Source organism: Streptomyces sp. NPDC029836, assembly GCF_055574495.1.
Genome location: NZ_JBVHZI010000009.1, coordinates 180992 through 196896 on the forward strand (window position 1 = coordinate 180992; position 15905 = coordinate 196896).

At 71.9% G+C, this 15905-nt stretch carries 15 protein-coding genes; 5 read left to right on the forward strand and 10 right to left on the reverse strand.

From position 1 onward, the window contains the following. Positions 1–394: 394 nt before the first annotated feature. A complete protein-coding gene (locus tag ACZ4XJ_RS25240; RefSeq protein WP_468497456.1) occupies positions 395–1984 on the reverse strand; it encodes a phytoene desaturase family protein in 1590 nt (529 codons plus the stop codon). Continuing rightward, complete coding sequence (locus ACZ4XJ_RS25245; protein ID WP_362876061.1) at positions 1977–2429, reverse strand: SRPBCC family protein; 453 nt, start codon at positions 2427–2429, stop codon at positions 1977–1979. Before ACZ4XJ_RS25245 ends, ACZ4XJ_RS25240 begins: the two co-directional genes overlap by 8 nt. A gap of 694 nt (positions 2430–3123) precedes the next feature. On the opposite strand from ACZ4XJ_RS25245, the gene ACZ4XJ_RS25250 reads away from it, so the two are divergent. Together ACZ4XJ_RS25250 and ACZ4XJ_RS25255 are read left to right on the forward strand one after the other, a co-directional pair. Next, on the forward strand, positions 3124–3270 hold the full coding sequence (locus tag ACZ4XJ_RS25250; RefSeq protein ID WP_468497457.1) for a hypothetical protein: 147 nt from the start codon (positions 3124–3126) through the stop codon (positions 3268–3270). A gap of 337 nt (positions 3271–3607) precedes the next feature. Beyond that, the gene (locus ACZ4XJ_RS25255) at positions 3608–5095 is read left to right on the forward strand and encodes a UDP-N-acetylmuramoyl-L-alanyl-D-glutamate--2,6-diaminopimelate ligase (RefSeq protein ID WP_468497458.1); all 1488 of its coding nucleotides are present in this window, start codon (positions 3608–3610) and stop codon (positions 5093–5095) included. 204 nt (positions 5096–5299) lie between these two features. Here ACZ4XJ_RS25255 and ACZ4XJ_RS25260 read toward each other — a convergent pair whose 3' ends face one another. Genes ACZ4XJ_RS25260 through ACZ4XJ_RS25275 form a run of 4 tightly spaced genes read right to left on the reverse strand, consistent with a single transcriptional unit; the run spans position 5300 to position 7971 of the window. After that, positions 5300–6160: an ABC transporter permease gene (locus tag ACZ4XJ_RS25260; protein ID WP_468497459.1), complete on the reverse strand. Its 861-nt coding sequence runs from the start codon at positions 6158–6160 to the stop codon at positions 5300–5302. Between the two features lie 10 nt (positions 6161–6170). Then, entirely contained in the window at positions 6171–7127 is a 957-nt protein-coding gene (locus tag ACZ4XJ_RS25265; RefSeq protein ID WP_468497460.1) for an ABC transporter ATP-binding protein, read from the reverse strand. Continuing rightward, positions 7124–7468, reverse strand: coding sequence for a transcriptional regulator (locus tag ACZ4XJ_RS25270; RefSeq protein ID WP_362876066.1), 345 nt, complete (start codon positions 7466–7468; stop codon positions 7124–7126). Before ACZ4XJ_RS25270 ends, ACZ4XJ_RS25265 begins: the two co-directional genes overlap by 4 nt. Next, positions 7465–7971 (reverse strand): hypothetical protein, encoded by a 507-nt coding sequence (locus ACZ4XJ_RS25275; protein WP_362876067.1) that lies wholly within the window; start codon positions 7969–7971, stop codon positions 7465–7467. Before ACZ4XJ_RS25275 ends, ACZ4XJ_RS25270 begins: the two co-directional genes overlap by 4 nt. A 496-nt stretch (positions 7972–8467) precedes the next feature. Here ACZ4XJ_RS25275 and ACZ4XJ_RS25280 point away from each other — a divergent pair, with 496 nt between their 5' ends. Next, on the forward strand, positions 8468–8764 hold the full coding sequence (locus tag ACZ4XJ_RS25280; RefSeq protein WP_362876068.1) for a hypothetical protein: 297 nt from the start codon (positions 8468–8470) through the stop codon (positions 8762–8764). Between the two features lie 142 nt (positions 8765–8906). On the opposite strand, the gene ACZ4XJ_RS25285 is transcribed toward ACZ4XJ_RS25280, so the two are convergent. The 3 genes from ACZ4XJ_RS25285 to ACZ4XJ_RS25295 form a co-directional block, all read right to left on the reverse strand. Beyond that, positions 8907–9500 carry a hypothetical protein gene (locus ACZ4XJ_RS25285; protein WP_468497461.1) on the reverse strand — a complete coding sequence of 198 codons (594 nt, stop codon included), beginning with the start codon at positions 9498–9500 and terminating at the stop codon, positions 8907–8909. Positions 9501–9731: 231 nt separating this feature from the next. After that, on the reverse strand, positions 9732–9947 hold the full coding sequence (locus ACZ4XJ_RS25290; protein ID WP_468497547.1) for a hypothetical protein: 216 nt from the start codon (positions 9945–9947) through the stop codon (positions 9732–9734). Positions 9948–10402: 455 nt separating this feature from the next. Further along, entirely contained in the window at positions 10403–11242 is an 840-nt protein-coding gene (locus ACZ4XJ_RS25295; RefSeq protein WP_468497462.1) for an SDR family oxidoreductase, read from the reverse strand. A 92-nt stretch (positions 11243–11334) separates the two neighbouring features. Between ACZ4XJ_RS25295 and ACZ4XJ_RS25300 the strand changes: the two genes are divergently transcribed. Then, a complete protein-coding gene (locus tag ACZ4XJ_RS25300) occupies positions 11335–11718 on the forward strand; it encodes a winged helix-turn-helix transcriptional regulator (protein ID WP_362876072.1) in 384 nt (127 codons plus the stop codon). A gap of 888 nt (positions 11719–12606) precedes the next feature. Continuing rightward, complete coding sequence (locus tag ACZ4XJ_RS25305) at positions 12607–13434, forward strand: DUF2382 domain-containing protein (RefSeq protein WP_468497463.1); 828 nt, start codon at positions 12607–12609, stop codon at positions 13432–13434. A gap of 87 nt (positions 13435–13521) precedes the next feature. Here ACZ4XJ_RS25305 and ACZ4XJ_RS25310 read toward each other — a convergent pair whose 3' ends face one another. Beyond that, a complete protein-coding gene (locus ACZ4XJ_RS25310) occupies positions 13522–15882 on the reverse strand; it encodes a phosphoketolase family protein (protein ID WP_468497464.1) in 2361 nt (786 codons plus the stop codon). Between the last annotated feature and the right edge of the window lie 23 nt (positions 15883–15905).

Genomic DNA, 15905 nt, shown 5'->3' on the forward strand with positions numbered 1-15905 from the left:
GACCGTCCGGCGGGTCCACCCGCATGGGCGGATCAGTAGTACTGGGGAAAGGATCCGCCGCCCCACCTCGAACCCGCCGCCACAAGGCTCACGCACCCTGCTTCGGGAGCGGACGTTCGAACAAGGCCGCCGGGGACCATCCGTCGGCACCGCCGAAGGCGCCGCCTGTCCGGAAGTTGTCGCCGACATACGACGCACTACCGACCCCGACCGAGCGGCTCATCACGGCCGCTGTCCGTAGCCCGCCGTCAACTGTGCGCAACGTTCGCCCGCGCATGCTCCCGCGGCGTCTTGACTCCGCAACACCACCGACCACCGCCCCGGCTCCCCGGGGCGGTGGTCGGTCCCGCTGGACGCGACGGTGGGGACGGGTGCCGCGCGTCGCGGTAGGTCGTCAGACCCGTTGGGCGCGGTGGAAGAGGGGGTGCAGGACGCGCCGCCGCAGGGCTGCCCGTGCGGCGTTCGCCCCGGGTGCCCCGTGGACGCCTCCGCCGGGGTGGGCGGCCGCCGAAGCCAGGTACAGGTGGGCGATGGGGGTTTCGGGGCGGCCGGTGCCCGGGGTGGGGCGGAAGATCGCCTGCTGGTGCAGGGCGGTGGTGCCGTTGTTGATGGAACCGTTGTGGAGGTTCTCGTTCATGGCCTGGAGAGTCGTGGGAGCCAGGATCCGGCGGGCGCCGATCAGGGCGCGGAAGCCCGGGGCGTACCGCTCCACCTGCGCTTCCACGCGGTCGGCCATGGCTTCCTGCTCGCGGGTGTCCCAGCGGCCGGTGATGCCGTCGGCGCCGGCGTCTCCGATGACACGTTGGGGCAGGTGCGTGTAGGCCCAGGCGGACTCCGTACCGGCGGGCGAGCGATCGGGATCGGCCGTGGTCATCTGTCCGAAGAGGACGAACGGCTCGTCGGGCACGTAACCGGTGGCGATCCGGGAGGCGAAGCGGGTGAGGCCGTCCACGCCGTCGGCGAGATGGACGGTTCCCGCCCCCACCGCCCCGGGCGCCGACCACGGCACCGGCCCGGTCAGGGCCCAGTCGACCTTGAAGGTCGCGAAGTCCCACTGGAAGCGTTCCAGGTCCCTCATCAGGCGTGCCGGGAGGTGCTCCTCACCCACCAGATCCCGGTAGAGGGCGGGCGCGGAGGTGTCCGCCAGCACGGCACGGCCCGCCGGCACGTCCTCGCCGCCCTCGGTCCTGACCCCGACCGCGCGGCCGCTCCGTACGACGACGGACGCGACCCGCTCCCCGCACCGAAGGACGCCCCCACCGCGACGGAATCGGTCGACCAGGGCCGTGGTCAGGGCGCCCGCCCCGCCCACGGGGACCGGAAAGCCGTGGCTCTGCCCGAGCATCGACATCAGCCAACCGAAGCCGCCGCTGCCGGCCGCCTCGGGGGCCAGGTCGGCGTGCAGCGCGTTGCCCGCCAGGAGCAGGCGGCCGCCCTCGCCGACGAACGTCTCCTCGCCCAGCCGTCGTACGGGCAGGGCCACCATGCGGGCGAACCGCAGCCCGCCCGCGGCACGCAGCTTCCCCGCCAACCGCAGGCCGTCGCGGACCGGCGGGAACGGTGTGAAAAGAGCCTGCACGAGGTCGGGACCCAGCCGCGCCCACGTCCGGTACAGGGCCTCCCAGGCATCGCCGTCCGCGTCCGCGAACTCTGCCAGCCCCGCGCACGTGTCCTGCACGCGTCGCTCCAGGACCGCGCACCTGCCGTCGAGCAGCGGGTGGGCGAGGACACTCGGGGCGTGAGTCCAGCGCAGGCCCTCGCGGGCCAGATCGAGGCCGGCGAGGACCGGAGAAGCCGCCGCGAGCGGATAGAACGCGCTGAAGACGTCCGAGACGAAATCCGGGTCGACCCCCCGATCACTGCGCACGGCGCCGCCGGGTTCGTCCTGTGCTTCCAGGACCTCCACGCTCCACCCGGCATCGACCAGCAGGTTCGCGGCGACGAGCCCATTGGGACCGGCCCCGATGACCACCGCGTCAGGCATGGAGCACCTCGTGCGGCCGTTGTTCCACGATCCTGGCCAGGCGGGCCAGCATGCCGCGATGCCGCAATTGGAGAGCGGCCTCGCTGATCGGGTTGTGGAGGGTTCCACCGAGGCCCCGCAACGGGTGCTCGTCGCAGACGACCAGCGTCTCCTCGCCCCAGGGCCTGAGCTGGAGGAAAATCCTCGCCGTACCCAGGGACTTGAACGCCGCCTCCAGCTCCAGTTCCTTGCCGGTCTCCCGATGTCGGACCGTGGTGGTGCCTTCGGTGGCCCACGGCCCCAGTTTGATCGTGTAGCGCAGCCGGGAACCGGGTTCGGGCCAGGCGCTGTCGAGCGGGGTGGAGTCACACGGCCCCACTACCCAGTCCCCGTAACGGTTCGGGTCGGCGAGTACGGCCCACACGGCGCGCGGGGGGCGCCGGATGAGCTGATGGCGTACGGCCACGATGACCTCCTGGCGGCAGAGCGGAACGGGGAACCAAACCTGCCGCGCCGCTGCGACCGGGACGGGAGTGCTCCCTGAGGCAGGGGTGATGGCACGGTCATGGGGCGCGTACCCCGCTCCCGCCGAATCACGCGGCCCGCGGAGGGACGGCCGGACATCGACGCGGGCCACCGGCCGCGCAAGCTCCGACATCGACGCGCGGAGTGGCGGGCACTGATCGGCGGGCCACGCCGGAGCGCCGTCGGACCCTCACTGGCGCCTACGCCCGGGGGACCCGATGCTGCTTGCCACCCGCCTCCGACGGGTTCGGCCACATGGGTGACGCCCCTCGACGTCGTCCGCATCCGTCGGCATCGGACGCGATCCGGTGAACGGCGACGTAACAGGGGCAGCAGTGGCGGGCGCTTCCCCGTTTGCGCAAGGAGGCGCGGATCCTGCGGAACCAGTAGCCCTTGTCGCCGACCACCCGGTGGGGCCGGGTGCGTGGTCGGCCGGCTCCGCACGGTGTGATGCGCATGCTGGCCCTGCCCGTGGCGGCGGCCGGCTCCCCCTACAGCGGGCCTCGGGGGCCGGGGGCGGGCAGGTGACCCGTATCGGCGGGCGGCATGGCCGGCTCCGGGCGCGGCGCGCGCGATGCCTTCCGGGGTGATCACGGGCGGCGTGGGGCGTGGCGCCGGGGCCGTACACTCGGCTCATGAGTTCCGGCGGGGTGGTGACGATGAGCCCGCGGGCTGCCACGGCGCCGTACCCGGCCGCCATCCCCGGCCGTCAAGGTCTGGATTCCGCCTGCCGCGCCGAAGCGCCGCAGCCCGTCCTCCGCGCGCTGCACGGCCACGGCTAGCTGGCTTTCCCTTCGTACCACAGGGCCGTTCAGGCCCCGCCCGCTCTGCAGGTCGATCAAGGTCGCGACCGCGCGGACCGGTGAGCAGCTCGACCTCGGGCTGCGCGACCTCGGGCTGCTCGACCTCAGGCTGTTCGACCTCAGGCTGCCCGGATCCGGGTGCTTGTTCCTCCCCTCCATCGCACCGCAGGACCCCGTCCAACGGCCGAACCCGCCCCGTCGCAGCCGGCTCGCCGAGGACCGTTCCACGTCACCACCGCAGCTTCCGGCATGCCGCCGGTCCTGCCGTCCGGCGACGGTCGCACGACAGGGCCGCGCCGTTTTCGAAGGAATCACTGTGAAGCTCAGCGACTTGCTGGCCGGGCACGACCACGAGGTACTCAGGGGTGACACCGAGGTGCTGGTCACCGCGGGAACGGCCTTCGACGCACACCGGGTGACCTCGGGCTCACTGTTCTTCGCCGTACCCGGTCATCGGGCGGGCGGCCCGGAGTCCGTGGGAGCCGCCGTCGCGCGCGGTGCGGTGGCGGTACTCGTCGAAAGCGACCTTCCGGGCCTTCCCGCATCGGTACGGGCGTCCGATTCCGGAGTCTGTCTGGTCCGGGTGGCGGACACCCGGAAGGCAGCCTCGCTCGCTTCCTCGCGCTACCACGGAGAACCGGGACGACGGATGGACGTGGTCGCGGTCACCGGAACCAACGGGAAGACCTCGGTGTCGTACATGGTCGAGTCCGCGTTGCGGATCGCCGAGGGGACGAAGACCGGGGTCATCGGGACGGGTGGCAGCCGGATCGGTGACGAGTTGATCCCGATGCCGCCGTCGGTGCTCACCACGCCGGAGGCACCCGACCTGCAGTACCTGCTCGGGTACATGCGCGACCGCGACGTCGCCGGCGTGGTGCTGGAGGCAACCTCGATGGCCCTTCTGACCCACCGGCTGGACCACGCCTTCGTCGATGTCGGGGTCTTCACCAACCTGACGCAGGACCACCTGGACGACCACGGAACGATGGCGAACTACCGGGACGCCAAGCTGCGTCTGTTCCAGGGCCTGTGCCGGCACGCGGTGGTCAACGCCGACGACCCCGTCGGGGCCGGAATCCAGCGGTTGATGCCCGAGGCGGTCACCACGTACGCCCTCGACGCTGTCGAGGCGGACTACCGGGCGACCGACATCGACATGGACGCCTCGGGCATGCGGTTCACCCTGCACCACGACGGCCACGCATACCCGGCGTCGATCCCCGTGCCCGGCCGGTACGCGGTGGCCAACGCGCTCGCCACGGTGGCGGCCTGCCACACCTTGGGACACGAGTTGGCCGGGCTCATCGCCGCGCTCGCCCGGATGCCTCCGATCCCGGGCCGGTTCGAACGCTTCGAGACCCCGGGCAGGACCTCGGTGATCGTGGACTACGCCCACTCCCCCGACTCCCTGCGCAACGTCCTGACCACGATCCAGGGTTACGCCACCGGCCGGGTCATCACCGTCTTCGGCTGCGGCGGAGACCGCGACACCACCAAACGCGCGGAGATGGGCGAGATCGCCGGAGCCCACTCCGACCTGTGCGTCCTCACCTCGGACAACCCCCGCACCGAAGACCCCGAAGCGATCCTCGACCAGATCGCCCCCGGGCTCACCTCGACCGGCACACCGTTCCACCGGTTCACCGACCGCCGGCTCGCGATCGCCTTCGCCCTCTCCGCGGCGGGTCCGGACGACACCGTCCTGATCGCCGGGAAGGGCAGCGAACCCCACCAGATCATCGGCGAGGAACTCATCCCCTTCAGTGACATGGCAACGGTCCGCGAACTCGCCGGCAGCTGAAAGAGCGCTCCGAACCGAGCCCGCCACCACCCCGACCTCGGATGACGCCCGATCCCCCGCTGCTGTCCGTCGCGTCCCAGGGCAGGGGTGCGGCCGGATGGACCTTCGGCCGCTCCCACACGAGGTTCGGCCGCTCCAGCGCGAGGGCCCGGTCACCGGGGTAGAGATCCCGGGGGCGGCGTGGCCCGGTGGTCGCGAGGCCGTCTACGCCGCCGGCGCGCCGTTCCGTACCGCCTTGCGGTGGCGGGCGGTCAGCCGCGAGCCGGACTCGCGGCGGGCGGCGCGGCGCAGGAGCGGTACCGCGAGGAGGAACCCGAGGACCGCCCAAGCCGCGAGGACCAGGGCGACCGTGGGCAGTTCCCAGGAACCGGCAGGCTCGGCGGTCCGTGCCGAGTCCGGGAGCAGTGCCGAACGCAGGCCCTGCGCCATCCACTTGAGCGGAAACACCGAGGCCACCTGTTGGACCGGCACGGGCAGTGCCGTGATGGGGAACACCGTCCCCGAGGTGAGCAGCAGCCCCATCGTCGGCAGCATGATCAGTGCCAGGGCCTCGCGGGGGTTGGGCAGGACGGCGCCGATGGCCGCGCCGAGGGGTACGACGGCGAGCAACCCGAGGGCGGTGACCCACAGCAAGGTCAGCCAGTCACCCGGCCCGCGCGGTAGTGGTCCGTCCGCCAGCAGGGCGCCGGCGACCAGGAGCAGCGCCAGGGTGCCGACCGCCAGGACGACCACCAGCAGGCATTTGGCGACGAGGTAGGCGGGTATCCCTCCGGGAGTGGCGCGCAGCCGCAGTAGGGTGCCCTCTTCCCGTTCGGTCACGAGGATCTGCGGGAGGTTGATCAGCCCGACCTGGAACAGCAGGTAGGCGGCGAAACCCGCCAGCACCAGATGAGACATCGGGGTTCGGGTGCCTGGCACGTCGTCGCTGAGGTAGGCGGCGACGAGCACCGCGACGACCACGTTGGTCAGCTGGCCGGACATCTCCTTGCCGTTGCGCAGGAAGTGCCGCAGCTCGATTCCGCCGCGTTGGAGTCCGGCACGCCAGCTGTTCGCCCGGTTCGTCATCGGTGTCCCCTCATGCGGTTGGTGTTTCCGCGTCCGTGTCCGCATCCGCATCCGTGTCCGTAATGGTGTCCGTAATCGTGTCCGTGTTCGTGCCGCCGGCCTCCCGGTGCACCATGTGCAGGTAGGTGTCCTCCAGCGTCGGGCGGCGGACCTGCAGGTCGGCGATCGGGCCGTCCGCGTGTCGGTGGAGTTCCCAGACCAGCCGTGAGGGTTCCGCCGTGCGTTCGCGGCGGGGCGTCCCGTCGTCGGCCGTCCAGCGGACCTCGGCCTGGGCGGCGGCGCGCCGGGCCAGTTCCGCAGGTGAGCCGCAAGCCCGGATCCGGCCGCCGACCAGCACGGTGATCCGGTCGGCGAGCCGCTCGGCCTCCGCCAGGTCGTGGGTGGTGAGCAGGACGGTGACGCCCTCGTCGCGGGCCAGCTGTTCGACCAGGACGTGGAACTCGTGCCGCGCCTGAGGGTCGAAGCCGGTGGTCGGCTCGTCGAGGAAGAGGAGTTCGGGGCGCCCGACGATGCCGAGCGCGACATCGAGGCGCCGGCGCTGCCCGCCCGACAGGCGGTCCACCCGTTGGCCGGCCTGGTCGGTGAGGCCGACCAGGGCCAGCAGTTCGGCCGGGTCGCGTGGGTCGGGGTAGTAGGTCGCGAAGTGGGTCAGCAGCTCGGCGACCCGCCAACGGCGGTGGTCGCGCCAGGACTGCAGGACCAGGCCGATCCGGGCCCGCCACGCGTCGCCGCCCCGCTCGGGGTCGGTGCCGAGGACGCTCACCTCCCCGCCGGAGCGCTGCCGGAAGCCTTCCAGGATCTCGACGGTGGTGGTCTTCCCCGCGCCGTTGGGTCCGAGCAGCGCGAAGACCTCGCCGCGGTGAACGTCCAGATCGATGCCGCGCAGGACGTCGACATCGCCGTACGCCATGGTCAGATCGCGCACCTGGATCACCGGCTGGACGTCGGTGCGCCCGTACGTCGTCATCGGCCGGTCTGCGCGTGGGGCTGCTGTCGGGCGGCCTCCATCGCGGGTCCGGCGCCGTCGACGATGGCTCGGAGTGCCGCCACGTGCCCCTTGAAGGCGGTGCGGCCGCGGTCCGTCAGGCGTACCTTCGTACGGCGGTTGCGGCCGCCGCCCTCCTTGTGGGTCTCCAGGTACCCGGCCCCCTCCAAGGTGTGCAGTTGCTTGGACAGCGCGGAGTCGCTGAGCGAGAGGCTGTCGCGGATGAAGGCGAAGTCCGCCCACTCGGTGGCGGCGAGCAGCGCGACCACCGAAAGGCGGGTGGCGGGGTGGATCAGCTCATCGAAGCCGGTGGGAGTGCTCATCGGCCCGCCTCCTGGTCGGCGGTCGGTTTGCCGCCGCTCCGCACCGCGTCGACCGCCCAGCGGTTGACAGGACCGAGGGACAGCAGGTAGACGGCCACCGCGACCGTGGCCTGGATGGGGCCGGCGTAGATCGGCTCCAGAGGTTCGGTCAGGAGGTCCACCAGCACGATCGTCCCGCCGACCAGCACCGCCGTCACGCCGAACGCCGCCCACGTGCGCCCGGGGTAGCGCGTGTGGTGCAGTTGCATCCGGTTCCTGCGGCTGCTCATCACGATCAGAACGCTCAACAGGCCGACGTAGGCGGCCATGAACAGTCCGACGCCCCACCCGGGCAGGTCCAAGCCGACGCCGGCCAGGAACACCCACATGAGCGCGGCCGTGCCGTAGGCCATGCCGCGCCCGCCGGACGCGGAGCGCTCGAACTCGTCGTACACCCGCTCCTGCGGCACCCGGATGCGCTGGAGGTCTTTCCATGCCTGTTCGGCATCCACTGGCGTGCCCATGATCACTACTCTCCCGATCTCGATTGCTTTCCCACCAGGAAAGTTACCTTCGACTTTCCTGGCAGGCAAGTCGAAAGTGTGCCGGAGCGGGGAGGCGGGACCGGCAACGGTCTCCTCGATCCATGGCCGATGGCCCGTTCCGGCGATCTCCAACCTCGGATCGCACGCCTTTCCCCGGGGCCCTGAGGGCCCAATCCCCTGCAGGGCACGGGAGAGGCTCGCCGCTGCTACCAGCAGGCGAGTCCCGGGAACTCCGTGTCGACCTCTTCGACGATCTGGGCGGTGACGGCCCCTGCCGGGGGCAACGCCCCGCCCGCTTCGCGGTTCGGAGGAGCCACCCGGCGGGCTCCGCCAGGGCCGGCGATGGGCGGCTCTAGGTCCGGTTGAGGGGGCTTCAGGGGCGGAATTGGGGTCGGGACGTGTGGCCCGTGGGTTGCTGGGCGGGAAACATGAGTGGCGGCTTCTGCCAAATTGTCCACCACATCATGGAGTTGTCATGCGATACCGCATTTCGGCCGCCCTGGCTCTGGGGGCCGCCCTCGCCCTCGCACCCGTGGCGACTGCCTCCGCCGCCACCCCGACCACCGTCACCGCCGACCAGTGCTTCAAGAACGGCGGCTTCTTCGGCGGCTACAACAGTGACGCCAAGGCGTTCTGCACGCGCGGCGTGTACGACGGCATCCCGTTCGACAAGGACCCGAACCAGGGCTGGTGTCCCGATGGCCAGCACATCGTCTTCCGATACCTGCAGGGCCTCTTCTGCGTACCCAACGTGCCGACCGTCAAGGGCTGACCCCGGCCGCTCGGAGTTCGCGTGAGCTGACAGCCCCGCAGCGAACCGGCCACTGCGGGGCCTGTGAGCGCCTGCGCCCCCCGACACCCGCGTCGACGTCGAGGTGTACGTGTCCGCCCCGCGCGACCACCGGTCGATTCAGTCAGTGACCGCCGCTCGGTGCGATGCAGCCGCCTTCCCCGTAGGCGCCGTGGGCCTTGATCCCGTCGGGATCGGTGGGTGTTCCGGTGACGCAGGGGCCGGCGCCGGGGATGAAGAGCGTGAAGGCGAGCGCGCCGCCGGTGCGGTAGACGTGCGCGTCGTGGCTGTCCGAGCGGTAGCCGAGTCCCTTGAGCACGGACTTAAGCTCCGCTTCGGCGGTGGGCGTGGTGGCGCCGGGCCGGGTCAACGCCTGACGGATGCGCAGGGCGTGGGCGTCGCCCCGGCAGCGCATCGCCGGGGTGAGTCGGGTCGTCTGCCGGTAGGCGTGGTTCTCGGCGTACTTGGCGGCCTCGGGATCCGTGGGCAGGGCGGAAGGCTCGGTCGGCGCGGGCTCCGACGCGGCCGTCGCGGGGCAGCCTGCCGCTATCCCCGGGAAGTCCTTGTCATGGGCTGCCACGGGGTCCGTGGGGATCGGAGCGGCGACGGGCGCGCTCTCGGAGGCCGCGCCGGCACCGGCTTGCGTGGTGCCGCATGCGGCCATGGCCGACAAGCAGAGGACGAGGGCAGCGGCGGCGAGCCGGGGCGAGCGTGTCACGGTGGTCTCCCATTCCCTTCCCCACCGGGCGGGGCAGGACCATCGGCCATTTTTTCACACGACCTGCGCGGGGCTGAAGGTGCCCGGGGCAGGCGGTGGCCGCCTCCGCTCAAGGACGGTGTGAGCCTCTTCGGGTTGTGCGAACTCTCGCCCGTGGCAGGCGTCTCGGTGCGGGTGGTGATCCCGCGGGGCCGCCGGAGCGCGCGGCGCCGAGGTCCCCTCCGGGCACCGTCAGACGGGTTCGGTGGCGAAGAGTTCGAGGTGGCCGCAGCGGGAGCAGCGGTACGCCTCGATCCTGCGGCGGGGCCGGCCCAGCCGCTTGGCGCCCCCGAACAGACCACGCTCCAACGTCCCGGCGATCCAGCGTGCGTAGCCGCGCGAGCCCTCCCCCGCGTCCTCGACGAAACCCGGTTCGAGTCCGACGGCGCCGCAGTACGTGCATTTCATCCCGTCCACGGGACGAGTGTACGAAGCGAGTGAGGGGGTTCGGTCTCCCAGGGCTTCTCGCTTCTCCTTCCTCCTGCGTGCGGGCGGGCCCGATCAGAGCTCGTACGTCGTCGGCGCCGGTCGCGGAGCCGGTCCGCGAGCGTGTGTCCTCGCTCGCGGACCGCCTCGCGGGGTCGGGGGTGTGCGAGCAGATCCGTGCGACGCGGCCGGCGGTCCGCGCGCCGGTGGCTGTGCCGGATCCGCCCGCCCCCGGTCTCTCCGAGCCGCACGGCCACGGCGTCGGACTGCGGTGCGGGCCCGCCAGGGGTCAGCGCACCCAGTAGGGCCGCTTCCGGCAGTCCACGTGCGCGGCCCGGCTCCTGTCACCGCTCCGGCCGGGAGACCCCGCGCGCGGTGCCGCTGTCCTTGGATGCGGCGTCCTGGAGGCGGTCCCGTCGATTCGGCTGAGGCGCGGCTCAGCGAAACGCGGCGATGCTGCGGGCGACCCAGTTGTCGAAGGGGCGCGGGCCGCGGCCGAGGACTCGTCGCACGTCCGGGCTGATCCGCAGTTCGGCGGGGTTCGGGGCGGCAAGGATGTCGAGGGTGTCGTCTGCGAGCTCCGGCGGAACGAACCGGGTCATCGCGTCCTTGGCCTCCTCGCGGGTGAGTTCGTGGAACCGCAGCGGCCCGCCGAGCGCGGCGGCGATGACTGCCGCTTGCCGGCGCGGCGTGATCACCTCGGGACCGGTCAGCGTGAAGATCTGGCCGGTGTGCCGGTCGTCCAGCAGGCAGGCCGCCGCGACCTCGGCGATGTCCGCCGGGTCCACGACCGGAACCCCGACATCGCCGAAGGGTGCGGCGACCGTGCCTCGGGTGCGGACGGACTCAGCCCAGGCCAAGGCGTTGGAGGCGAAGCCGCCCGGCCGCAGGACGGTCCAGTCCATGCCGGACCCGCGCAAGGCGTCCTCCACCGCGCGCATCGCGATCCGCGACGGGCCGTGCGGCCTGGTGGCCACGCCCTGCGAGGACAGCAGGACGACCCGGCGGACCCCGCCGGCCTCGGCCAGATCGATGATCTCGGTCGGCCTGGCTTCGGGGGCGTGCAGGTCGCCGGACAGCAGGAGGAACAGCGCCGTCGCCCCCTCCAACACTGCGGCGAGACCCTGCGGTTCGGACAGGTCGGCCCGCACGTGCCGGACCCCGTTCGCCACCGCCGCCTCGTGTCGCGACACCGCCGTCACCTGCTCGCCCGCCTGGACCAGGGCCTGCGTCAAAGGCCGGCCCACGTTCCCGGTAGCTCCGGTCACCACCATCATGTTCTGCTCCTGGTCAGTTGTGCGCTGTGACAACCGACGCTAGGAGGCCGACTTACTTTCCGTAAGGACATACCCGGAGGTAAGCTCCGGACATGAAGGAAGGCGCGCAGCTGACGCAGGCCGAGGCGGGCCGGCCGTATGAGGTGTTTCACACCGACTGCCCCGCCCGGGACGTGGTCGACCATGTGACCAGCAGGTGGGGGATCTGGGTTCTGATCTCCCTGCGGCACAACAACCTGCGTTTCTTCGAGCTGCGCGACAGCATTCAGGGCATCAGCGAGAAGATGCTCGCTCAGACGCTGCGCGCACTGGTCCAGGACGGTCTGCTCTGGCGCGAGGTCGAACCGACGACACCACCCCAAGTCACCTACGGGGTGACCGAGTTCGGCCAGGACATCGCCGAGCCCCTGACGGACTTGTTCGACCGGGTCACGCGGCGGCTGCCGGCCGGCGGACGTTCGCCGCAGAGCGACTGAGCACGGCAGGCCGGCGAAGCGACTGCGCGGAACCGATCGACACGGTCGCCGGCTCCCGTCATCCCGGGCACCCAACTCCGCTTCGAGGAGCGGGTGATGGGTGTGCTGTACATCGCATCGGGTAGCCGCGCCGCATCACCCCTTCCAGGAATCCCGCCGCTCCGTGGAACGACAGCACCCTCGGCCTCTTGATGTACGGGTACGCGTGGCTGCCCGGCCGGATGCGCCGGGAGTCCGCAAGGGTGGTCAGAACTCAGGGTGGTGCTCTTCGACCTGATCGCCGATGTCCTCGCTCGGGCGGTGTGCGACTGGGCGGGGCTCCCCCTGAGCGACTCGGCGGCCTCGGAGCCGGCACGCGACTGCACGGCCATGGTGGACGGGTTCGCCGTTCCCGGGTCCCGCCATCTGCGCGCCCGCCGCGCCCGTGCCCGTGCCCGACCGGAGAAGGCCTTGGCCGACCTGATCGCACGGGTGCGCGGGACCCAGCCGGAGGCCGTCACCAAACGTTCGGCCCTGGAGACGGTGGCCTGGTACCGCGACCCGGAGGGGCGGCTCCTGGACCCGCGCACCGCCACGGCCGAGTTGCTGGACCTCGTACGGCCCACCATCGCCGTCGCCTGGTTCGCCACGTTCGCCGCGCACGCGCTGCACCGGTGGCGGCGATACCCGTTCACGCGTTCACCCGTTCGGATCAGAGCGGTCACTACACGTCATACCTGCGAGACACCGTGTGGCGCAGGTCCGGCAGCGCCTCCTCCCGCGTTCCGGTGTCGCCGAGCGGTTGCGGGCGGGCGCCCCGGGGTGCGGGCTGGGGAGGGGCACGAGGTGAGCGCGGGACATCGAGGTCGCTGCGCGTCACGTGCCGTACCGCACTGGAGGAATGCACCGATGAGCGCTGGAAACGGATTCCTGAGCACCGAGCAGCTGATCAACCTCACGGCCTACGACACGGACGGTGAGAAGATCGGCAGCATCGGCCAGGTGTACCGCGACGACGCGACCGGCCGACCCGAGTGGGTCACCGTCAAGACCGGCTGGTTCGGCATGAAGGAGTCGTTCGTCCCGCTGGCCGGCGCCCGCAGCGACGGCGAGGCCCTGCACGTCCCGCACGCCAAGGAGCTCGTCAAGGACGCTCCGCGCGTCGACGCCGACCAGCACCTGGACGTCGATGAGGAGCGCAGGCTGTACCAGCACTACGGCCTGCCCGGCTCCCACGACAACGGCAAGGGCAAGGGCAACGGCAACGGCAAGGCCCGCCGCACCGCCGTGGACGCCCCCGGGACCGCCACGGGAACGTACGTCGACGAGCCGCGCGAGGGCCGCGGCGGCGACGAGGTGGTCCGCTCCGAGGAGCGGCTGCGCGTGGGTACGACGAACGAAGAGGTCGGGCGCGCCCGGCTGAAGAAGGTCGTCGTCACCGAGAACGTCACCACCACCGTCCCCGTCAGCCACGAGGAGGTCCGCGTCGTGCGCGAGCCCATCCGCAAGGGCGAGCGGGTCAGGGGCGGCATCGGTGAGGCGGAGAAGGAAGTGACCCTGCACGCCGAACGCGCGGTGACGCGCAAGGAGACCGTGCCGGTCGAGCGCGTACGGCTGGAGACCGAGAGGGTGACGGAGCAGCAGGAGGTCTCCGAGACCGTCCGCAAGGAGCAGGTCCGTTACGACGAGGACAAGAACGCCCGCCGTGGCGAGGGCAGGAACGGCCCGCGCCGCTGATCCGGCGCGGCCACGGCCGCCTGCGTGCGGGAGGGCCCGGACTCGACGAGTCCGGGCCCTTCCCGCACGCCCGGTGGGCCGGAACCGTCAGACGGGCCACCGCCATCCGGTGATCTCGGCCGGGTCGACGCCGGTGCGCCGCAGCTCCGCGCGCAGCCGGTCGCGGGTCCGCCGGTAGTGCTCGGCGAGGTCCCGGGACCGGCCGGAGCGGCTCTCCGTGTACGCCAGTGCGGCGGCGGCCAGGTCGTGGCGCGAGGTCCCGTTGAGGGTGAGCAGGTCGTACGGGGTGGTCGTGGTGCCCTCCTCGACGTACCCGCGGACGTGGAACCGCTCGGGGTGCGGGCGGCCGTGGAGCAGTTGGTGCACGGCCGAGGGGTATCCGTGGAAGTCGAAGACGACGGGGACGTCCTCGCCGAACAGGGCGCGGAAGCGGTCCTCCGCCATCCCGTGGGGGTGGCGCTCCGGCGGCGCGAGGGCGCACAGGTCCACCACGTTCACGCAGCGGATCCTGGCGTCGGGCAGGTCGCGGCGCAGCAGGTCGACGGCGGCCAGCGTCTCGACGGTGGGGATGCCTCCGGCGCAGGCGAGGATGACCTCGGGTTCCTCGCCGCCGTGGGTGCTCGCCCACTCCCACACGGAGGCGCCCGCGCGGCAGTGGGCGCGGGCCGCGTCGAGGTCGAGCCACTGGGCGGCGTCGTGCTTGCCCGCGACGACGGCGTTGACCTTGCCGGTCTCGTCCAGCAGGTCCGCCATGGTGACCAGCAGGGTGTTGGCGTCGGGTGGCAGGTAGACGCCCGTGACGGTGTTCTTCCGGTTGAGCAGGTTGTTGATGAACCCGGGGCCCTGGTGGCTGTAGCCGTTGTGTTCCTGACGCCATCCCTCGCTGGTGAGGAGGTAGGTGAGGCTGCTCACCGGGGTGCGCCAGGGGACGTCGCGGGAGGCCTTCAGCCATTTCGCGTACTGGTTGACCATGCTGTCCACGACCGCGGCGAAGGCCTCGTAGGTGGGGAAGAGGCCGTGGCGGCCGGTGAGCAGGTAGCCCTGGAGCCAGCCCTGGCAGTTGTGCTCGGACAGCATCTCCATCACCCGGCCGTCGCGGGTCAGGTCCTCGGAGTAGCCCTCTGCCGGCCAGACGTAGGCACGGCCACTGACCTGCAGGACCGCGTCGAGCTTGTTGGAGGCCAGTTCGTCGGGCGAGACGATGCGGAAGTCCCGGTTCTCGGCGCTGGTGCGCATCAGTTCGGCCAGCCATCCGCCGAGGGCGCGGGTGGGGCTCGCGTCGGCCGTTCCGGGCCCCCGGGGCAGGTCGACGGCGTGGGGCTCCAGCGGGGGGAGGTCGAGCGGCCGGCGCAGGTGTCCCCCGTTGGCGGCGGGCTGGGCGCCGATGCGGGCGCCGCCCTCCGGTACGGCGACGAGGACGTCCGGCAGCGGGCGTCCCTCACGGTCGAACAGGTCCTGCGGCCGGTAGGAACGCAACCAGCCTTCGAGGGCCCGCAGTTGCTCGGGATCCTCGTGGACGTCGGGCAGCGGTACCTGGTGGGCGTGGAAGGTGCCCTCGATCGGCTTGCCCTGGACCTCGGCGGGCGCGCCCTGGCCCTTGAGGCTGCGCAGCACGATCATGGGCCAGGCCGGGCGGACCGGCTCGTCCCCCGTGCGGGCACGCTGCTGGAGTCGGCGGATGGCGGCGTGGGCGTCGAGGACCGCGGCCCCGAGGGGGTCTGCCGGCGGATCGTCGGTGACGTCCACGATCCGCGGGTCCCATCCGCATCCGCGGAAGAGGGCGGTCAGTTCCTCGTCCGACATCGTCGCGAAGACGGTGGGCGAGGAGATCTTGAAGCCGTTGAGGTGGAGGACGGGGAGTACCGCTCCCCCGCTCACCGGGTCCAGGTACTTGGTGGAGTGCCAGGCTCCGGCGGTCGGTCCGGTCTCCGCCTCGCCGTCACCGACGATGCAGGCCACGATGCGGTCGGGGGCGTCCAGTGCGGCGCCGAACGCGGTCGCGAGGGCGTAGCCCAGCTCGCCGCCCTCGTGGAGGGTGCCCGGCACGGCCGGGGAGAGGTGGCTGGGGAAGCCGTCGGGGGCGCAGTAGCGGCGTGCGAGGGTGCGCAGGCCGGCCTCGGTCCTGGCCAGTTCCGGGTCGTGGTCCTCGTGGGTCCCTTCGAGCCAGAGGTTGGCGTGCAGGGCGGGCGCTACGTGCCCGGGTCCGGTGACGAGCAGGACGTCGGCGCCGCGCTTGCGGACCAGGGTGTTGAGCGCGGTGTAGACCATGGTGATGCCGGGGCAGGTGCCCCAGTGGCCCAGCAGACGCGGCTTGATGTGCTCGGGCCGCAGCGGCTCCCTCAGCAGGACGTTGTCCTGGAGGTGGATCAGGGCCGCGGCCGCGTAGTCCGCGGCCCGCCGGTAGGTGTGCGGATCCGGCTGTACGGGCGGCTGGGGGGACTCGGTCACGACAGGACTCCGCTCGTCGGGGG

Bases quoted from the DNA above. Each gene is read 5' to 3' on its own strand.
- ACZ4XJ_RS25250 (WP_468497457.1), top strand. From the start codon at position 3,124: ATGAGTTCCGGCGGGGTGGTGACGATGAGCCCGCGGGCTGCCACGGCG.
- ACZ4XJ_RS25295 (WP_468497462.1), bottom strand. From the start codon at position 11,242: ATGATGGTGGTGACCGGAGCTACCGGGAACGTGGGCCGGCCTTTGACG.
- ACZ4XJ_RS25305 (WP_468497463.1), top strand. From the start codon at position 12,607: ATGAGCGCTGGAAACGGATTCCTGAGCACCGAGCAGCTGATCAACCTC.
- ACZ4XJ_RS25270 (WP_362876066.1), bottom strand. From the start codon at position 7,468: ATGAGCACTCCCACCGGCTTCGATGAGCTGATCCACCCCGCCACCCGC.
- ACZ4XJ_RS25280 (WP_362876068.1), top strand. From the start codon at position 8,468: ATGCGATACCGCATTTCGGCCGCCCTGGCTCTGGGGGCCGCCCTCGCC.
- ACZ4XJ_RS25275 (WP_362876067.1), bottom strand. From the start codon at position 7,971: ATGGGCACGCCAGTGGATGCCGAACAGGCATGGAAAGACCTCCAGCGC.
- ACZ4XJ_RS25290 (WP_468497547.1), bottom strand. From the start codon at position 9,947: ATGAAATGCACGTACTGCGGCGCCGTCGGACTCGAACCGGGTTTCGTC.
- ACZ4XJ_RS25300 (WP_362876072.1), top strand. From the start codon at position 11,335: ATGAAGGAAGGCGCGCAGCTGACGCAGGCCGAGGCGGGCCGGCCGTAT.
- ACZ4XJ_RS25260 (WP_468497459.1), bottom strand. From the start codon at position 6,160: ATGACGAACCGGGCGAACAGCTGGCGTGCCGGACTCCAACGCGGCGGA.
- ACZ4XJ_RS25265 (WP_468497460.1), bottom strand. From the start codon at position 7,127: ATGACGACGTACGGGCGCACCGACGTCCAGCCGGTGATCCAGGTGCGC.
- ACZ4XJ_RS25240 (WP_468497456.1), bottom strand. From the start codon at position 1,984: ATGCCTGACGCGGTGGTCATCGGGGCCGGTCCCAATGGGCTCGTCGCC.